This window comes from Methanofollis sp. UBA420, from assembly GCF_002498315.1.
GTDB lineage: Archaea > Halobacteriota > Methanomicrobia > Methanomicrobiales > Methanofollaceae > Methanofollis.
Genome location: NZ_DAGX01000002.1, coordinates 667,477 through 682,199, shown reverse-complemented (window position 1 = coordinate 682,199; position 14,723 = coordinate 667,477). Strand labels below are relative to the sequence as shown.

Here is a 14,723-nt window from a genome sequence, read left to right as displayed (position 1 = left end):
GATGAGATTCGTACGTTCTATGGTGCTGGTCGCGCTGGCCCTGCTCCTGCTGGGCAGTGCCGGTGCGGTCGGTGCCGCCGAGATCACGGTGAAGACGCCGACAGGACCCATACCTGTCGGCGAGACCGTTGTCGTGCCTGTCACCGTGACCGGCGCGGACAGACTCGATGCATGCGATATCAGTGTCACGGCGGACGCGTCGAGCGTCGTCATCGCCGCGAACACGACGAACCCCGTCGACGGGGCGACATTGACGGTGAATACCGTCGATAATACCGCGGAGGTCAGTTTCTATCACCTGACCGGCGTTACCGGCGACCTGACGCTTTTCTATGTGGACTGTACGCCGACGACGTCGGGCCTCTCCGCGCCCGTGACCCTGACTGTCAGGTGTATCGCGGAGAAGGGTTCTGCCGGCACGCCCGGCGACGATGTCTCGAAAAAGTATTCTGTCGTGAACGGCACGGTCGTCACCGACAGAGACCCGCCGGTCGTGACGACTCTTGCGGTCACGCCGCCGACGGTGTCGCCCCTCTTCCCCGGCGACACGCGGCAGTTTGCCGCGGAGGTCCGTGACCAGTACGGCAGTGCGATGGACGTCCCGGTCGCCTGGGCGAGTTCCAATCCGACGGTCGGGACGATCAACCGGACCACCGGTCTCTTCACGGCTGTCGGTGCCGGCAGTACCGCCGTCACCGCGAAGGCCGGGGACAGGATGTCCGGTGCGGTGACGCTGACCGTCAAAGCCACGCCGGCGCCGGCAAGGGTCGTGGTGACGCCCTCGAAGATCGTCTCTCCCCTGAACACGACAGAGACGCGGCAGTTTGCCGCGAAGGTCTATGACCAGTACGGCACCCTGAAGACCGTGCCGGTGACGTGGGCGAGTTCCGACATGTCTGTCGGGACAATCAACCGGACCACCGGCCTCTTCACGGCCGTACATGGCGGCAACACCACCATCACGGCAAAGGCCGGAGACGCACTTTCGGATCCGGTACATGTGACCGTGTACCTGGCGCCGGCGTCCGTACCGCCGGCGCCGAAGAACCCGGTCAGCCCGACGATAGCATCTGATAGTCCGGGTGCCGTCCTGAAGATCGTGGTCGACCGGCAGGACGTCGACGGGAATGCCGGGTTCACGGTGAAACCTGCAGGCGGGGATGTCCCGGCCTTTGCCGCGGGCATGGGCCTGCCGGAGGATGCGTTCCTCTCCCTCAGCATCACGCCGGAGAACCTGAAGGACGCGAAGCACCTCGCATACAGCGCGGTGCTGACGTTCCGTATCCCTGTTGCCGACCTCCCTGCAGGCGAGAAGCACAATGTACGGGCATACCGCTACAACACCGTCTCCGGGGCATGGGAGGCGCTGCCGACCGAGTGGGTGAAGACCGAAGGGGGCTATCATTGCTATGCCGTGAAGACGTCCGGATTTTCCGTCTTCACCATGGTACGCACCATCGGCGGAGCACCTGCGGTCACCCCGCCTGTTCCGACACCGAAACCGCCGACACCCGGCGGAGGCGGTGGTGGCGGGGGATCGGGTTTTGCCGCGAGCAGCGTGTCGGCGGCGGTCGATACCGCCACCCCGACCCTGACGCCCACGCAGACCCCGACCGCGACCCTGTCGCCCGAGGTCGTCCGGACCGCCGCACCGGTCGCCACCGGCACGGCGCCCGCGACCGCGACCACGCCTGCACGGAGTCCGGGCTTCGGTGTCCTCGCCGCCCTTGCGGGGGCGGGCGCGGCGTTCGTCCTCCGGGGCCGCAGGGACTGACCCCGATTCTTTTTTTGCTCTGTTGAATCGGGCATAGAGGGCGAACCGTTCAGACGGTGGTCCTCTGCATCTCTGGCAGGGGGACGTGATGGAGTCACATCCTCGTGCAAACCCGGAGAGTCGGACTCAGGGATCATTTTCATGGCGTATCCTGTTCCGGCGCTCGTCCCGGGCCCAATCATCTTATCAGAGTGCACAGTCCATCTGTTTTTATGAGATCGATCGTCTCCAGCGTCGTGTGCTCTCTCCTGCTCTCCCTCTTTCTGGTCGCCGCCGGGTGCACCGGCACGGAAGAACCTGCGGACGACGGCGCACACGATGGCGTGACATTCAACGGCACCGTCACCTATGTGGACCTCGAAGGGGGTTTCTGGGGCATCACCGGCGATGACGGCGGGCACTTCTTCCCGACGAACCTGGCCGAAGAGTACCAGGTCGAGGGCCTGCACGTGCGCGTGACCGCGGTAGCCGCGGAAGAAGGGATGGGCATCCAGATGTGGGGCAAACGCATCGCGATCACCGGGATCGCCCGGCTATAATATCGCAAAAAAAGAGAGGGACCACGCCCCGCGGGGCGTCACTGGAAAAGATCTACGCTGAGCAGTTTCCCGCCCGCGGCGAGGATCCTGTCGATCCCCTCCTCGACCTGGTCGACCCGCAGGATGAGCACAGCCGCATCCTTGCCCGAGTAGGCGTACGAGTACTCGATATTGACCCCCGCGTCGCCGAGGATGCGGGCGATCTCGTAGAGGCCGCCGGGTTCGTCGCGCATGGCGACGGCGATGACGTCGGTGAAGGAGACCATGAAGCCGAGTTTCGTGAGACAGTCGTGGGCCTTCTCCGGCCTGTTCACGAGCGCCCGCACGACGCCGAAGCCGTTCGCCTCCGCGATCGAGAACGCGAGGATATTGATCCCGGCCTCTTCGAGGGCGCGGGCGATCGCCGCAAGGCGGCCGGGCTTGTTCTCTGAAAAGATCGAGACCTGCTTGATGATATACTTCTTCTCAGCCATCTTCAGTACACTCTCCGGTCAATCACTCTCTTTGCCTTCCCCTCGAAGCGGGGGAGCGACCCCGGCGCCACGAGTTCGACGTCGGCCGCCACATTGAGGGAACTCTTCAACTGGTGGACGACCTTCCCCCGCACCCTCATCAGGTCGGTGATCTTGTCGGAGAAGGCCTCCTTGCTCATCTCCACCCGCACCAGCATGGAGTCCAGGGCCCCGCGGCGGTCCACCTCGATCAGGAAGGCGCTGCCGACCACCTCGGGGATGCCCATGAGCGTGTGTTCGACCTGCGACGGGAAGACATTGATCCCGCGCACGATGAGCATATCGTCGACGCGGCCCTGGATGCGCATGATCCGCGGCGACGTCCGGCCGCAGGCACAGACCGAGTCGTCGAGGGCCGTGATGTCCCCGACGCGGTACCGGATCAGGGGGAATGCCTCCTTTTTCAGGATGGTCATCACCAGTTCGCCCTTCTCGCCGGGCGGCAACTGCTCGCCGGTCTCCGGGTCGATGATCTCCGGGTATGCGATGTCCCCCCAGATATGGATGCCGTTCTGTTCGGCGCACTCGGTGAACATCGGGCCGGAGAGTTCGCTCGTGCCGTAGATGTCGAAGACCCTGATGCCGAGGGACTCCTGGATCTTCTTCCGCATCTGCTCGGACCAGGGTTCGGCCCCCAGGATACCGAGGCGGAGACCCGTGTCCTTCGGGATCGAGACGCCCATCTTCTCGGCCGTCTCGCCGAGGTGCATGAGGTACGAGGGAGTGCAGGCGATCGCCGTCACATGGAGGTCCTGCATCAGTTCGATCTGCCTCTCGGTGTTGCCCGTACTCATCGGGAGCACGGTCGCCCCCACCCTCTCGGCGCCGTAGTGGATGCCGAGGCCGCCGGTGAAGAGGCCGTAGCCGTAACTCACCTGGATCACGTCGCCCCGGCCGAGGCCGCAGGCGGTGAAGGAGCGGGCGAGGGAGGTCGTCCAGTTCTCCAGGTCGTTTGCGGTGTAGCCGACGACCGTGGGTTTGCCCGTCGTCCCCGACGAGACATGGTAGCGGACGAGTTCCTCCTGCGGCGCGGTGAAGAGGCGGTCAGGGTAGTTGTCCCGCAGATCCCGCTTGTACATGAAGGGGAGCTTCGTGACGTCGTCGAGCGTCCTGACATCGTCGGGGTGGACGCCGGCCTCCCGCATCCGCGCGTGATAGAAGTCGGAAAAACTGTACAACCGGTAGACGAGCGTCTTCAAAAGCCGGTACTGGAGTTTTTTCATCTCCCCGGCCGGCATCTCCTCGACGCGGGGGTCCCACATCCTCACCAGATCTCATTCCTCCTGTCCACGACGTGGCGGGCCTTCCCCTCGAAGCGGGGCAGGCTGCCCGGTTCAACGAGCCTGACGGTCGTCCTGAGATTCAGGGCCTCCTTGATCGCCCCGGCCACCGTTTTCTGGAGGCGGGCGAGGTCGGCGAGTTCGCCGCTGAAACTCTTCCTGTTGATCTCGACCTCGATCGTCATCTCGTCAAGATGGTTGATCCTGTCCACATATACCATGAACTGGTCCCCCACGTCGGGGATGGAGAGGAGGGTGTGCTCGATCTGGGACGGGAAGACGTTGATTCCCCTGATGACGAGCATGTCGTCGGCCCTGCCGGTGATGCGCGCGATCTTCTTGCCGCGGCCGCACGGGCAGTCCTCGGGGATGATGCGGGTGATGTCGCCGGTGCGGTACCGGATCAGGGGCATCGCCTCCTTGACCAGGGGCGTGACGACCAGTTCGCCCTTCTCGCCGTCGGGCAGGCGTTCGCCCGTGATGGGGTCGATGATCTCGGCGAGGTAGCAGTCGTGCCAGATGTGGAGGCCGTCGTGCTCGGGGCACTCGAAACCGGCGCCCGGCCCGTACATCTCCGACATCCCGTACGAGTCGAAGGCTTCGAGGCCGAGACGTTCCTCCAGTTCCTTTCTCATGTTCTCTGACCAGGGTTCGGCGCCGAAGATCCCGATCCGCAGGGTGTCGAGGGTGGCGCCCATCTCCTCGGCGACCTCGGCGAGGTGCATCCCGTAGCTGGGGGTGCAGTGGATCGCGGTGACGCCGAAGTCCTGGATCATCTCGATCTGCCTCTTGGTGTTGCCGGTGGCGCTCGGGATCACGGTCGCCCCGATCTTCTCGGCGCCGTAGTGGAAGCCGAGGCCGCCGGTGAAGAGGCCGTAGTTCACGGCGTTCTGGAAGATGTCCTCGTCGGTCAGGCCGATCATGGTGAGGTTCCGCGCGATCAGTTCAGACCAGTTGTCCAGGTCCTGTCTCGTGTAACTGACGACGGTCGGTTTGCCTGTCGTGCCCGAGGTGGTGTGGATGCGCACGACCTGTTTCATCGGGACGGCGATGTTGCCGAAGGGGTAGGCGTCGCGCAACTCCTTCTTGTAGGTGAAGGGGAGTTTTTCCACGTCGGCGAGGATTGTGATGTCGTCCGGCGTGACGCCGGCGTCCCTGAACTTCCGCCGGTAGAAGTCGACGTTCTGCGAGTGGTGTACAGTCCACTTCAGCCGTGAAAGCTGCAACGCTTCGAGGTCTGCCCCTGAAATCGTCTCCATTTCCCTGTTCCAGAACATGTGCACACTATCCTCTGATCCGGGCGGCCTCCCCGCCCGTGATGGTTGGAAAAGAGTTTGGCCCCGCTCATCAATAACCTTGCCATGTTCTGACATGGCGCGCCGTGCCGGGCCCTCACCCGGCGTGCCGCACGATCAAGAGGGCGCGGAGGGCGCTCTGTTCCTTGTCCTTGATCTCCAGCATGATGTCGGGGTCGTGGGGTCGGGCGGCGGCGAGGAAGGCGGCGAAGTGGGCCGGGTCGAGGGTGCGGGCATGGCGGCCGCGCCGCCCGTCCGGTTCCTGGGAGGAGTAGTCGACCATCGGGACGCCGTCCCTCTCCGACCAGGTGGCGGCGCAGGCGGCGACGGCCGCGCCGGTGTCGAGGCCGGAGGGGTTGCACTCGTGGTGGAAGGCGTCGAAGAGGACGGGGATGCCGCACTCGCGGCTGACGGCGCGGCACTCGGCCTCGGTGTACAGGCGGTCGTCGTTCTCGACGACGAGGCGCCGCCTCACCTCGCGGGGGAGGGCGCGGTACCTGTCGAGAAACCGGCCGACGGCCGCCTCCCTGTCGCCGTAGGCCCCGCCGAGGTGGATCTGGACCTTTGCCGTCGTGTCCAGGCCCATGGCGTCGAGGACCGCGGCGTGGTACGCCAGTTCGGCGACGCTCCTCTCACCGACACCCGCGTCGGGTGAGGTGAGGAGAGTGAACTGGTCGGGGTGCAGGGAGATGCGCATGCCGCGGCCCCGGACGAACGCCCCGATCCCGGCGAACTCCTCCGCGAAGATCGCCGGCCAGTCGAGGGCGTTCACCGGGTGGGAGGCGAAGGGGACGAGGTCCGAGGTGACCCTGAAGAAGAGGAGGTCGTGTTCGGCGTTGAACGCGAGGATCCGCGAGAGGCAGGAGAGGTTCTCCGCGACCGTCGAGAGGAACCTCTCCTCGCTCCAGGACTTCAGCCTGAAGGTGCGGGCCGAGGTGCACCCGATGGCGGTGTTCATGCAGGGGTACCCGATCCGCATCAGGGCGCGTGGTGGGCGGGTGCGCTCATAACCCTGTCGGCCGCCAGCCGCGGGTCGTCGTGCGCGACCCGGCGCGCGATGAGGGCCGACCTCTCCCTGTCCCTGAAGAGGAGCATGACGTCGATGTCTGTCGGGGCCGTGGCCGCAAGGAAAGATCCGAATGCGGCGGGGTCGACCGAGGGCGGGTGCGGCGTGTCCCGGTCGAGGGAACCGTAGAAGACGATCGGCACGCCGTCCTCCTTCCCCCAGGTGCGGGCGCACTCCCTGACGGCCTCGCCGGGGTCTCCCCCGGCCTGGTGGCGGTCGTAGGCCACGGGCACGCTGCATGCCCGGCCGATGGCCCGGCAGTCTTCGACCGTGTGAAAGCGGTCGTTTCTGATGACAAGACGCCTGGCCACCGCGTCGGGGAGGCTGTCATACTCCCGGCAGAACTCGTCAGCATCGCCCCTGCCGTAGATCCTGACCGGGATCTTTGCCGTCGTGTCGAGGTCCATGGCGTCGAGGAGGGAGGCGAGATGGACGAGGTCGGCGGCCCGCCTCTCCGGGGTGAGGGCGGGCCTGGCAGGGCAGGTCATGACCCGCATCTTCTTCTCCCTCACATAGGCCCCGACGGCCGCAAGACACTCCGCATACGCGGCTGTCCTGTGCGGGACGGCCCGCGGACTGATCGCGAAGAAGGAGAGGTCGGCCTTTTCATTGAACTCCAGGGTCCTCGCCAGGCAGGCAAGGTTCTCGACGACCGCGGCGTCCACCTCCTCCGCCGGGGCATGGCGGCGGTCGGGGAAAAGACCATTCATGGCCCCGATGGTCAGGTTGGTGCAGGGGTACCCGAGTTTCATCGCATCTCCGTGGTTCAGGGACTATATATCTCTGGCGAAATTGACCTGCCCATGCTCTATCTTTGTGGCAACACCCTGACCGTCCGTTGAGGGGAAGAATTTCGGGGGTTATTTTCTGTGGAGGCCCGCCATGATGTCCCTGAGCGGGGCGCGAGGGGGTTTCTTTTCTCCGCCCGCCTCTCGTGCATGGTTTGCCTTTCCTTTTGCCAGGGCGATCTCGACGTATTTCTGCAGTTGCCTGATGCCCTTTTCAAGGTCTCCTGTCTCCTCGCCAGCGATCCCTGCCTGCAGTTTGAAGAAGTAGAGATCGGTTTCAAGTTCTTTCCGGACATTGTCGGCCATATCGTCCGATATCGCCATTTTTTTGCATTCCGTGCACCTTTCAAGCCACTCTGATGAAAAAGTCTCGAACCGTGATTCAATGGACTGAACCATCCTGCCTCCTCATACAGAATAGTAAATTTTGCAGGCACTATTTATGTGCTTGCATATCGCGCCGGACAATCGCCCCTCATATGGCGGTCTCTTCCCGTCTCCGGCGATCGTCCCCCGGCGGTACCGGTCCGGGGACCTCTTTTCCTCAGACTGATACCCTTAATACTCCCCGATAAAAAAGATATATAGCGATTTCACCCGGCCGCGCCGTGCGGCCGGGCCAACCCTGCACCCGGGAATGGTATCATGAGCGATTCACAGATCAGTTTTGATGAGGCAAAACTCACGAAATACCGCGAACTTCAGGAGGCCGGGCTCACCCTGTACCCGGCCCACTATGAGCGGAAGCAGACCCTCGGCGAGATCAAGGAAACTTTTGCGGAGATCGGCCACGACCAGAGCGAAGAGGAGGTCGTGACGGCCGGGAGGATCTACGCCCTCCGTCACCACGGCAAGACGATCTTCATCGACATCGGCGACGCCTCGGCCCGCATGCAACTCTATGTGCGGAAGAACGACGTCGGCGACGAGCCTTTCGAGTTCATCAAGAAGTACCTGGACGCGGGCGACATCATCGGCGCAACAGGCCATGTCTTCAGGACGAAGATGGGCGAGATCACCGTCTGGGTCAGCCGCTTCGACCTCCTCACCAAGTCGGTCTGCCCGATGCCGGAGAAGTTCCACGGGCTCAAGAACACCGAGCAGCGGTACCGCCACCGGTACCTCGACCTGATCATGAACGAGGAGTCGCGGCAGACCTTCCGCACCCGGAGCCATGCCATCGCCGGTCTGCGGAACTTCCTCAATGGACGGGGCTTCATGGAGTTCGAGACCCCGACCCTCCAGTCCGTCTATGGCGGCGCCAATGCCCGGCCCTTCATCACCTACCACAACGCCCTGGAGCAGCAGCTCTTCCTCCGCATCGCCCCGGAACTCTACCTGAAGAGGCTTGTCGTCGGCGGCTTCGAGAAGGTCTACGAGATCGCGAAGAACTTCAGGAACGAGGACATCGACACCCACCACAACCCCGAGTTCTCGATGGTGGAGATCTACGCGGCCTACCATGACTACGAGGACATGATGAACCTCACCGAGGAGGTCATCACCCACCTTGTCGAGAGCGCTCTCGGCACGACGACGGTCACCTTCGCGGGCAACGAGATCTCCTTTGCCCGGCCGTGGAGGAGACTCAGCATGGAGGACGCGGTGAAGGAGTACGGCGGCATCGATGTCTATGCGACGCCTCTCGACGAACTCGCCAGGATTGCCGAAAAAGAGGGCGTGGAGAAGTGCGAGACGGCACAGACCCACGGGGACTACCTCCCTCTCTTCTTCGACCACTACTGCGAGGAGAAACTCATCCAGCCGACTTTCATCTACGACTTCCCGGTCGAGAACTCGCCGCTGGCGAAGCGCCACCGCTCGAAGCCCGGCTTCACCGAGCGTTTCGAGCTCTTCGTGAACGGTATGGAGCTTGCGAACGGCTTCTCCGAGCTGAACGACCCGATCGACCAGAAGCAGCGTTTCGAGGAGCAGGACGCAAAGCGCCGCCTCGGCGACCTTGAGGCGCAGATGATCGACTACGACTTCGTCAACGCCCTCGGCTACGGCATGCCCCCGACCGGCGGGGTCGGCATCGGTATCGACCGCCTGGTCATGCTCATCACCGGCAACGACTCCATCAAGGAAGTGATCCTCTTCCCGTCGATGCGGACGATCGCGACACAGGGCGGAGAGGCCGAGGCCGAAGAGTCGGACGAGCCCGAAGAGAAGCAGGAGTAACGCTCCCGAAGACGGCCCCCGCGGGAGGGGCCGGTCCTCTTTTTTTGATCCTGTTGGCATGGCATGCGAGGGCGAGAGCGGGGGCTGTCGGGTTCTTCGGGACCGTGTCCCGGCAGGTGTTCCTGCGCCATACCATGTGTCCTGCCGACGCTCTCCTCCGGGGGACTACCGCCCCCGTCAGCGAAAACCTTCGGTTTTCTCGAACTCGCTGGCGCTCGCACCCCGCTCAGGATAGGGGTGGGATGGCAATCTCCCACTCAGGATCTCTGCTCTGTCTTCCCCGGCCTTATCCTAATGTGGGGTCCGGGGGCAGCGAGCGTCAGCGAGCTTGAGAAAGCCGAAGGCTTTCGAAGAGCCCCCGGCGAGCCGCGTGGGGAAGGCGGTGGGTCGGGGTTTTCCTCCGGGGAGCTGCCTGTGGTGTGTGCGGGAAAGATGATTGATCCGTATTTCATGCCGGGGGACTACGCCCCCGGACCCCCGCTCAGGATAGGGGTGGGATGGCAATCTCCCACCTCAGGATCTCTGCTCTGTCTTCCCCGGCCCTATCCTAATGGCAGGGTGCGAGCGTTAGCGAGCTTGAGAAATACGGGAAAATCGAAGATTTTCCTGTTCTGGCAAATCTTTGATTTGCCGTTGACCGTAGTTTTTCGATTGTGGGGAAGACGGGGGATCGATGCCAGGTCTGTGTTTCGGGAAGCCCGTTGATCGCCGCTCTCCACCCGCGGCTTTCGATAGAGTCTCCCGGTCTCTGTTTCCTACCCATACCTTTTATGCCTCCCTCGCCCACTCCCCCCTGAGGGCACAGACCTATGGAATGGTACAGCAACCTCGACCTCTCCATCCTCATCATCGACTCCGAACTCGGGGCGAAGACCGCGGGAGGCATCGCCCTCCGGGAGATCATCAGGCTCCTGAAAGACCTCGACTTCGACGTGGTCGAGGCCACGACCATCGACGACGCCTTCTCCATCTTCAGGTCGTCGTACCCGGAGATCGCCGGCGTCCTCCTCGACTGGGACCTCCAGGCCGCCGCCCCCGACGCACCGGGGCCGGCCGAGATGATCCGGGAGATCAGGACGAGGAACAGGTCGCTCCCGATATTCCTGTTCACCCGCAAACTGGCGGTGAACGAGATCCCCCTGGAGGTGGTCCGGACCATCGACGGCTACTTCTGGAAACTCGACAACACCCCGCGGTTCGTCGCCGGCCGGATCGAGGACGTCACCGGCGACTATCTCGACACCCTCCTCCCGGCCTTCTTCGGCGAACTCGTCAGGTACACCCAGGAGTACACCTATGCCTGGCACACGCCCGGCCACACCGGCGGCGCCGCCTTCCTCAAGTCGCCGGTCGGCAAACTTTTTTACGAATTCTTCGGCGAGAACACCCTCAGGGCCGACCTCTCCGTCTCCGTCCCCGAACTCGGGTCCCTCCTGGAGCACTCGGGCGTGGTGGGCGACGCCGAGGCCGACGCCGCCCGGATCTTCGGGGCCGACAGGACCTATTTCGTGACGAACGGGACCTCGACGGCGAACAAGATCGTCTTTTCGTCCTGCGTCTCCCCCGGCGACATCGTCCTCGTCGACAGGAACTGCCACAAGTCGGTGATGTACGCGATCATCCTCACGGGCGCCGTCCCCGTCTACCTGGTCCCGACGCGGAACAACTACGGGATCATCGGCCCCATCCCCGCGTCCGAGTTCTCGGAGGATGCAATCCTGGAGAAGATCCGGTCGAACAGGCTGGCGCAGCCCGATGCCGCCCCGAAACTCGCCGTCATTACGAACTCCACCTACGACGGCCTCTGCTACGACGTCGTCGCGATCCGCGGCTGGTTGCGGGGCATGGTGGACGCCCTCCACTTCGACGAGGCGTGGTACGGCTATGCCTGTGTCCACCCCCTGTACGAGGGGCGGTACGCGATGTCGGGGGCAGGCCTCGGCCCGGACGACCCTGTCCTCTACGCCACCCAGTCCACCCACAAGGTGCTCGCCGCCTTCTCCCAGGCCTCGATGGTCCACATCCTCGACGGCCACCGCCCCGAGGATGGCCGGGTCGACCCCGAACGCTTCAACGAGGCATTTATGATGCACTCGTCCACCTCTCCCGCCTACTCGATCATCGCCTCCCTCGACGTCGCCGCGAAGATGATGGAGGGCGACTCGGGCACGGCCCTCATCGCCGACACCCTCGAGGAGGCGCTGATCTTCAGGCAGAAGATGGTCCAGATAGGTGAGCAGCTCGCGGCGGGCGAGGAGGCGGGGGAGAGGTGGTGGTTCGGGATCTGGCAACCCGAGGGCGGGGACTTTCCCGACCTGCGGCCCCGCCCCGAGGCCGGCGACGACCTGGAGAGACACCTCGCCTTCTGGACGCTCAGGCCCGGCGATGCCTGGCACGGGTTCGAGGGCCTGGACGAGGGCTATGTCCTCCTCGACCCCCTGAAAGTGACCGTCCTCACGCCGGGCGTGGAGAAGGACGGCGGCATGGGGATGCGCGGCATCCCGGCCCCGGTCGTCTCCCGCTTCCTCCAGTCGCGCGGGATCGTCGTGGAGAAGAGCGGCTTCTACTCTTTCCTCATCCTCTTCACGATGGGGATCTCGCGAGGGAAATCGGGCACCCTCATCGCCCAGCTCTTCGAGTTCAAGGACCTCTATGACGAGAACGCCCCGCTCGAACGGGTCTTCCCGGCCCTCACCCGCGCCCACCCCGAGATCTACGGCGGCATGGGGCTTGCCGACCTCTGCGACGCGATGCACGCCTACCTCAGGAGGCGGAACATCGCCGGCGTGCTGAAGACGGTGTACGCCGGCATCCCCGAGGCCGTGATGACCCCGGCCGAGGCCTACCGCCACCTCGTGGCCGGCGAGACCGAGACGGTGCCCATCGGCTCGATCATCGGGAGGACGGCGGCGGTGATGGTCGTCCCGTACCCGCCCGGCATCCCTGTGCTGATGCCAGGCGAGAGGGTCCTCGCGGAGGACCGCTGCCTCGTCAACTTCCTCCTCCTGTACGGTGACTTCGACACCGCCTTCCCGGGCTTCGAGACCGAGATCCACGGCGTCGTCTCCGAGCAGACTGCGGAGGGGAAGGTCGTCTCCGTCCTCTGCCTGAAGGAGGACGGATGAAGGTGGTCGCGGCGCTCGGCGGCAACGCCATCGTCAGGTACAGGGAGGGGGGGACTGCGGAGGAGCAACTCGGCCACATCGACGCGGCCGTGGCCCCTCTTGCCGCCCTGGTCGCCGCCGGCCACCAGGTCCTGGTCACCCACGGCAACGGCCCGCAGGTCGGCGACATCCTCCTCCAGAACGAGTGCGCGAAGGACGCGGTGCCGCGTATGCCCCTCGACGTCTGCGGCGCCGAGAGCCAGGGGATGATCGGCTACATGGTCCAGCAGTGCATGGCAAACCGGCTTTCTGCGGCCGGCCTCGACCTGCCGATCGCGACCGTCCTGACCCGGACCCTGGTGGAGAGGTCTGACCCGGCATTTGCCCGCCCGTCCAAGGCGATCGGCCCCTATTATACGGCGCCGGAGGCGCGGGCGCTCGGGGCGTCCGAGAGGTGGACGATGCGGGAGGAAGGGGGGCGGGGCTGGCGGCGCGTGGTCCCTTCCCCCGCGCCCCGCGAGGTCCTTGAGGTCCGGGCGATCAGGTCCCTCTTCGAGAGCGGCGCCGTCGTGATCGCGGGCGGCGGCGGGGGCGTGCCCGTGGTCAGGGAGGGGGACGGCCGTCTTGCTGGCGTCGAGGCGGTCGTCGACAAGGACCTTGCCGCGGAGAGGATTGCCGCGGGCATCGGCGCCGACCTCCTCCTCATCCTCACCGACGTGAGGGGGGCGTACCGCCGCTTCGGGACGGCCGAAGAGGAATTGATCCCCGTGATGGACGCTGCGGAGGCAAAACGTCTCCTCGCCGCCGGGGAGTTTGCTGAAGGGTCGATGGCGCCGAAGGTCGAGGCGGCCGTCAGGTTTGTCCGCGGCGGCGGTCAGTCGGCCGTCATCGCCCATCTCGACGATGCGGAGAAGGCCGTCAGGGGCCGTGCCGGGACGCGTATCACCGCCTGACCGTGCAGGTCATGCAGTGCGCCCCGCCGTACCCGCCTGTGGCATTGGTGAGTGCGACCGGCACCATCTCAAGGCCTGCCGCGGCGACCTCCTTCGTGTACGGGAAGAACCCGCCCCCGGCCATCAGGCGCCGGTAGTCCTCCCGGGCCGCCGCGAGGAGGGCGTCGTACTTCCCCGGCCTCTCCGCCGCCTTCTCCTGCAACCTTTCGATGACGCGGGGGGCGAGCGCCCCGGCGTCGACGGCGACCGCCTCCCTGTCCCTGACGCAGAGAAAGTTCGAGGCATAGCAGAGTTGTTCGAGAGTGGTGATCGGGACGATGGCAAACTCCTTTTCTTTGAAGTAGGAGGCAAGGCTCCCCTCCCATCCGGCCGTCACGAACCCGTCCGCCTCCCGGTGGAGCACCTCGACCGCCGCCCGATCGAGGAGGGCCGGGGTGCCGACGGCGATACCGTCGCCCGCGATATTGCAGTAGGTGTCGAGGTGCATGTTCACCATGGGATCGCGGCCCCTGACAAGAGGGTGGACAGGTTCGTGCACGACCGCCACCTCGTCGAAACCGATGCCGCATGAGAGAAGGGCTTCTATCCCCGCCCGGTCGCTCCTCGACCCGCACCCGACGAGGGCGAACTCGCCGGCAGGGATGAAGTCGCCGCCCTCGCATCTCCCTGCCCCCACCGCGCCGACAGGCCCCGCACCGATGGCCGCGAGGGCGAGGCCGGTGAGCGCCACCTCCCTCTGCCTTTCGGCCGTCGCCATCCTTCCCGTCACCATGCCGCGGGCTGTGCAGACCTGCTGGTCGCGCATGAAGTAGAGGTTGTGCATCGTCTTCCCGAGAGTCACCCGGCCGTCTCCGGCCACCGGGTCGAGGACGGCCGTCAGGAGGAGGTTGCCTGTGTCCCGGTCTGCGGCCGGCGGGTCCATCGCCCTGCCCCCGCCGGCGGCGACCTCTTCGAGGGCCGTCCTGATCGCGGGGTCGGTTTCGGCGCCGTCGCGTACGGCCGCCGCAAGGCGGTGGACGCGGACGCCGAAATCGTCGTGGAGGACCGTGCAGAGCCTCAGGTGCTCCTGCCGTGCGGCGTCGAGACAGAAGAACCGTTCGTAGAGGTGGTGCTTGGGTGCCGTCAGTGCGAAAAAGACCTCGATACCGGGCTCGTGCACCAGGACGTCCCGGAGAGTGTGCCATTCTGCCCCTGCACCGGCCTTCATGATCCTCTCAGGAACGTCCCCGGC

12 protein-coding genes are annotated in these 14,723 nt (G+C 65.1%); 5 read left to right on the top strand and 7 right to left on the bottom strand.

The annotated features are described in order from the left end of the window. The first annotated feature begins 1 nt into the window (after position 1). Positions 2 to 1,774, top strand: coding sequence for an Ig-like domain-containing protein (locus BP869_RS03325; protein ID WP_342676868.1), 1,773 nt, complete (start codon positions 2 to 4; stop codon positions 1,772 to 1,774). Positions 1,775 to 1,986: 212 nt separating this feature from the next. After that, on the top strand, positions 1,987 to 2,313 hold the full coding sequence (locus tag BP869_RS03320; RefSeq protein WP_342676866.1) for a hypothetical protein: 327 nt from the start codon (positions 1,987 to 1,989) through the stop codon (positions 2,311 to 2,313). 38 nt (positions 2,314 to 2,351) lie between these two features. Here the strand turns inward: BP869_RS03320 and BP869_RS03315 are convergent, their stop codons facing one another. From BP869_RS03315 to BP869_RS03290, 6 genes are all read right to left on the bottom strand, one after another. Beyond that, a complete protein-coding gene (locus BP869_RS03315; protein ID WP_300165400.1) occupies positions 2,352 to 2,786 on the bottom strand; it encodes an ACT domain-containing protein in 435 nt (144 codons plus the stop codon). Positions 2,787 to 2,788: 2 nt separating this feature from the next. Next, positions 2,789 to 4,087, bottom strand: a complete 1,299-nt coding sequence (locus BP869_RS03310) for a phenylacetate--CoA ligase family protein (RefSeq protein WP_394339017.1) — start codon at positions 4,085 to 4,087, stop codon at positions 2,789 to 2,791. A gap of 2 nt (positions 4,088 to 4,089) precedes the next feature. Next, positions 4,090 to 5,382 (bottom strand): phenylacetate--CoA ligase, encoded by a 1,293-nt coding sequence (locus BP869_RS03305; RefSeq protein WP_342676862.1) that lies wholly within the window; start codon positions 5,380 to 5,382, stop codon positions 4,090 to 4,092. A gap of 115 nt (positions 5,383 to 5,497) precedes the next feature. Further along, positions 5,498 to 6,379: a UV DNA damage repair endonuclease UvsE gene (uvsE, locus tag BP869_RS03300; RefSeq protein ID WP_342676860.1), complete on the bottom strand. Its 882-nt coding sequence runs from the start codon at positions 6,377 to 6,379 to the stop codon at positions 5,498 to 5,500. Next, on the bottom strand, positions 6,379 to 7,218 hold the full coding sequence (locus tag BP869_RS03295; RefSeq protein WP_342676858.1) for a hypothetical protein: 840 nt from the start codon (positions 7,216 to 7,218) through the stop codon (positions 6,379 to 6,381). Before BP869_RS03295 ends, uvsE begins: the two co-directional genes overlap by 1 nt. Positions 7,219 to 7,326: 108 nt before the next feature. Continuing rightward, complete coding sequence (locus BP869_RS03290) at positions 7,327 to 7,578, bottom strand: hypothetical protein (protein ID WP_342676856.1); 252 nt, start codon at positions 7,576 to 7,578, stop codon at positions 7,327 to 7,329. A gap of 321 nt (positions 7,579 to 7,899) precedes the next feature. Here BP869_RS03290 and lysS point away from each other — a divergent pair, with 321 nt between their 5' ends. The 3 genes from lysS to arcC all read left to right on the top strand — a co-directional run bounded on the left by lysS (position 7,900) and on the right by arcC (position 13,492). Further along, on the top strand, positions 7,900 to 9,435 hold the full coding sequence (lysS, locus tag BP869_RS03285) for a lysine--tRNA ligase (RefSeq protein WP_342676854.1): 1,536 nt from the start codon (positions 7,900 to 7,902) through the stop codon (positions 9,433 to 9,435). An 809-nt stretch (positions 9,436 to 10,244) separates the two neighbouring features. Beyond that, positions 10,245 to 12,560, top strand: a complete 2,316-nt coding sequence (locus tag BP869_RS03280; protein WP_342676852.1) for an Orn/Lys/Arg decarboxylase N-terminal domain-containing protein — start codon at positions 10,245 to 10,247, stop codon at positions 12,558 to 12,560. Further along, positions 12,557 to 13,492, top strand: a complete 936-nt coding sequence (gene arcC, locus BP869_RS03275; protein WP_342676850.1) for a carbamate kinase — start codon at positions 12,557 to 12,559, stop codon at positions 13,490 to 13,492. The genes BP869_RS03280 and arcC overlap by 4 nt, the downstream gene beginning before the upstream one ends. Here arcC and BP869_RS03270 read toward each other — a convergent pair. Then, positions 13,482 to 14,699, bottom strand: a complete 1,218-nt coding sequence (locus BP869_RS03270) for an arginine deiminase family protein (RefSeq protein ID WP_342676848.1) — start codon at positions 14,697 to 14,699, stop codon at positions 13,482 to 13,484. The genes arcC and BP869_RS03270 overlap by 11 nt on opposite strands. Positions 14,700 to 14,723 lie beyond the last annotated feature (24 nt).

Excerpts from the sequence above, each read along its gene's own strand:
- BP869_RS03325 (WP_342676868.1), top strand. The coding sequence starts at position 2 with ATGAGATTCGTACGTTCTATGGTGCTGGTCGCGCTGGCCCTGCTCCTG.
- BP869_RS03320 (WP_342676866.1), top strand. The coding sequence starts at position 1,987 with ATGAGATCGATCGTCTCCAGCGTCGTGTGCTCTCTCCTGCTCTCCCTC.
- BP869_RS03315 (WP_300165400.1), bottom strand. The coding sequence starts at position 2,786 with ATGGCTGAGAAGAAGTATATCATCAAGCAGGTCTCGATCTTTTCAGAG.
- BP869_RS03310 (WP_394339017.1), bottom strand. The coding sequence starts at position 4,087 with ATGTGGGACCCCCGCGTCGAGGAGATGCCGGCCGGGGAGATGAAAAAA.
- BP869_RS03305 (WP_342676862.1), bottom strand. The coding sequence starts at position 5,382 with ATGTTCTGGAACAGGGAAATGGAGACGATTTCAGGGGCAGACCTCGAA.
- uvsE (WP_342676860.1), bottom strand. The coding sequence starts at position 6,379 with ATGCGGATCGGGTACCCCTGCATGAACACCGCCATCGGGTGCACCTCG.
- BP869_RS03295 (WP_342676858.1), bottom strand. The coding sequence starts at position 7,218 with ATGAAACTCGGGTACCCCTGCACCAACCTGACCATCGGGGCCATGAAT.
- BP869_RS03290 (WP_342676856.1), bottom strand. The coding sequence starts at position 7,578 with ATGGCGATATCGGACGATATGGCCGACAATGTCCGGAAAGAACTTGAA.
- lysS (WP_342676854.1), top strand. The coding sequence starts at position 7,900 with ATGAGCGATTCACAGATCAGTTTTGATGAGGCAAAACTCACGAAATAC.
- BP869_RS03280 (WP_342676852.1), top strand. The coding sequence starts at position 10,245 with ATGGAATGGTACAGCAACCTCGACCTCTCCATCCTCATCATCGACTCC.
- arcC (WP_342676850.1), top strand. The coding sequence starts at position 12,557 with ATGAAGGTGGTCGCGGCGCTCGGCGGCAACGCCATCGTCAGGTACAGG.
- BP869_RS03270 (WP_342676848.1), bottom strand. The coding sequence starts at position 14,699 with ATGAAGGCCGGTGCAGGGGCAGAATGGCACACTCTCCGGGACGTCCTG.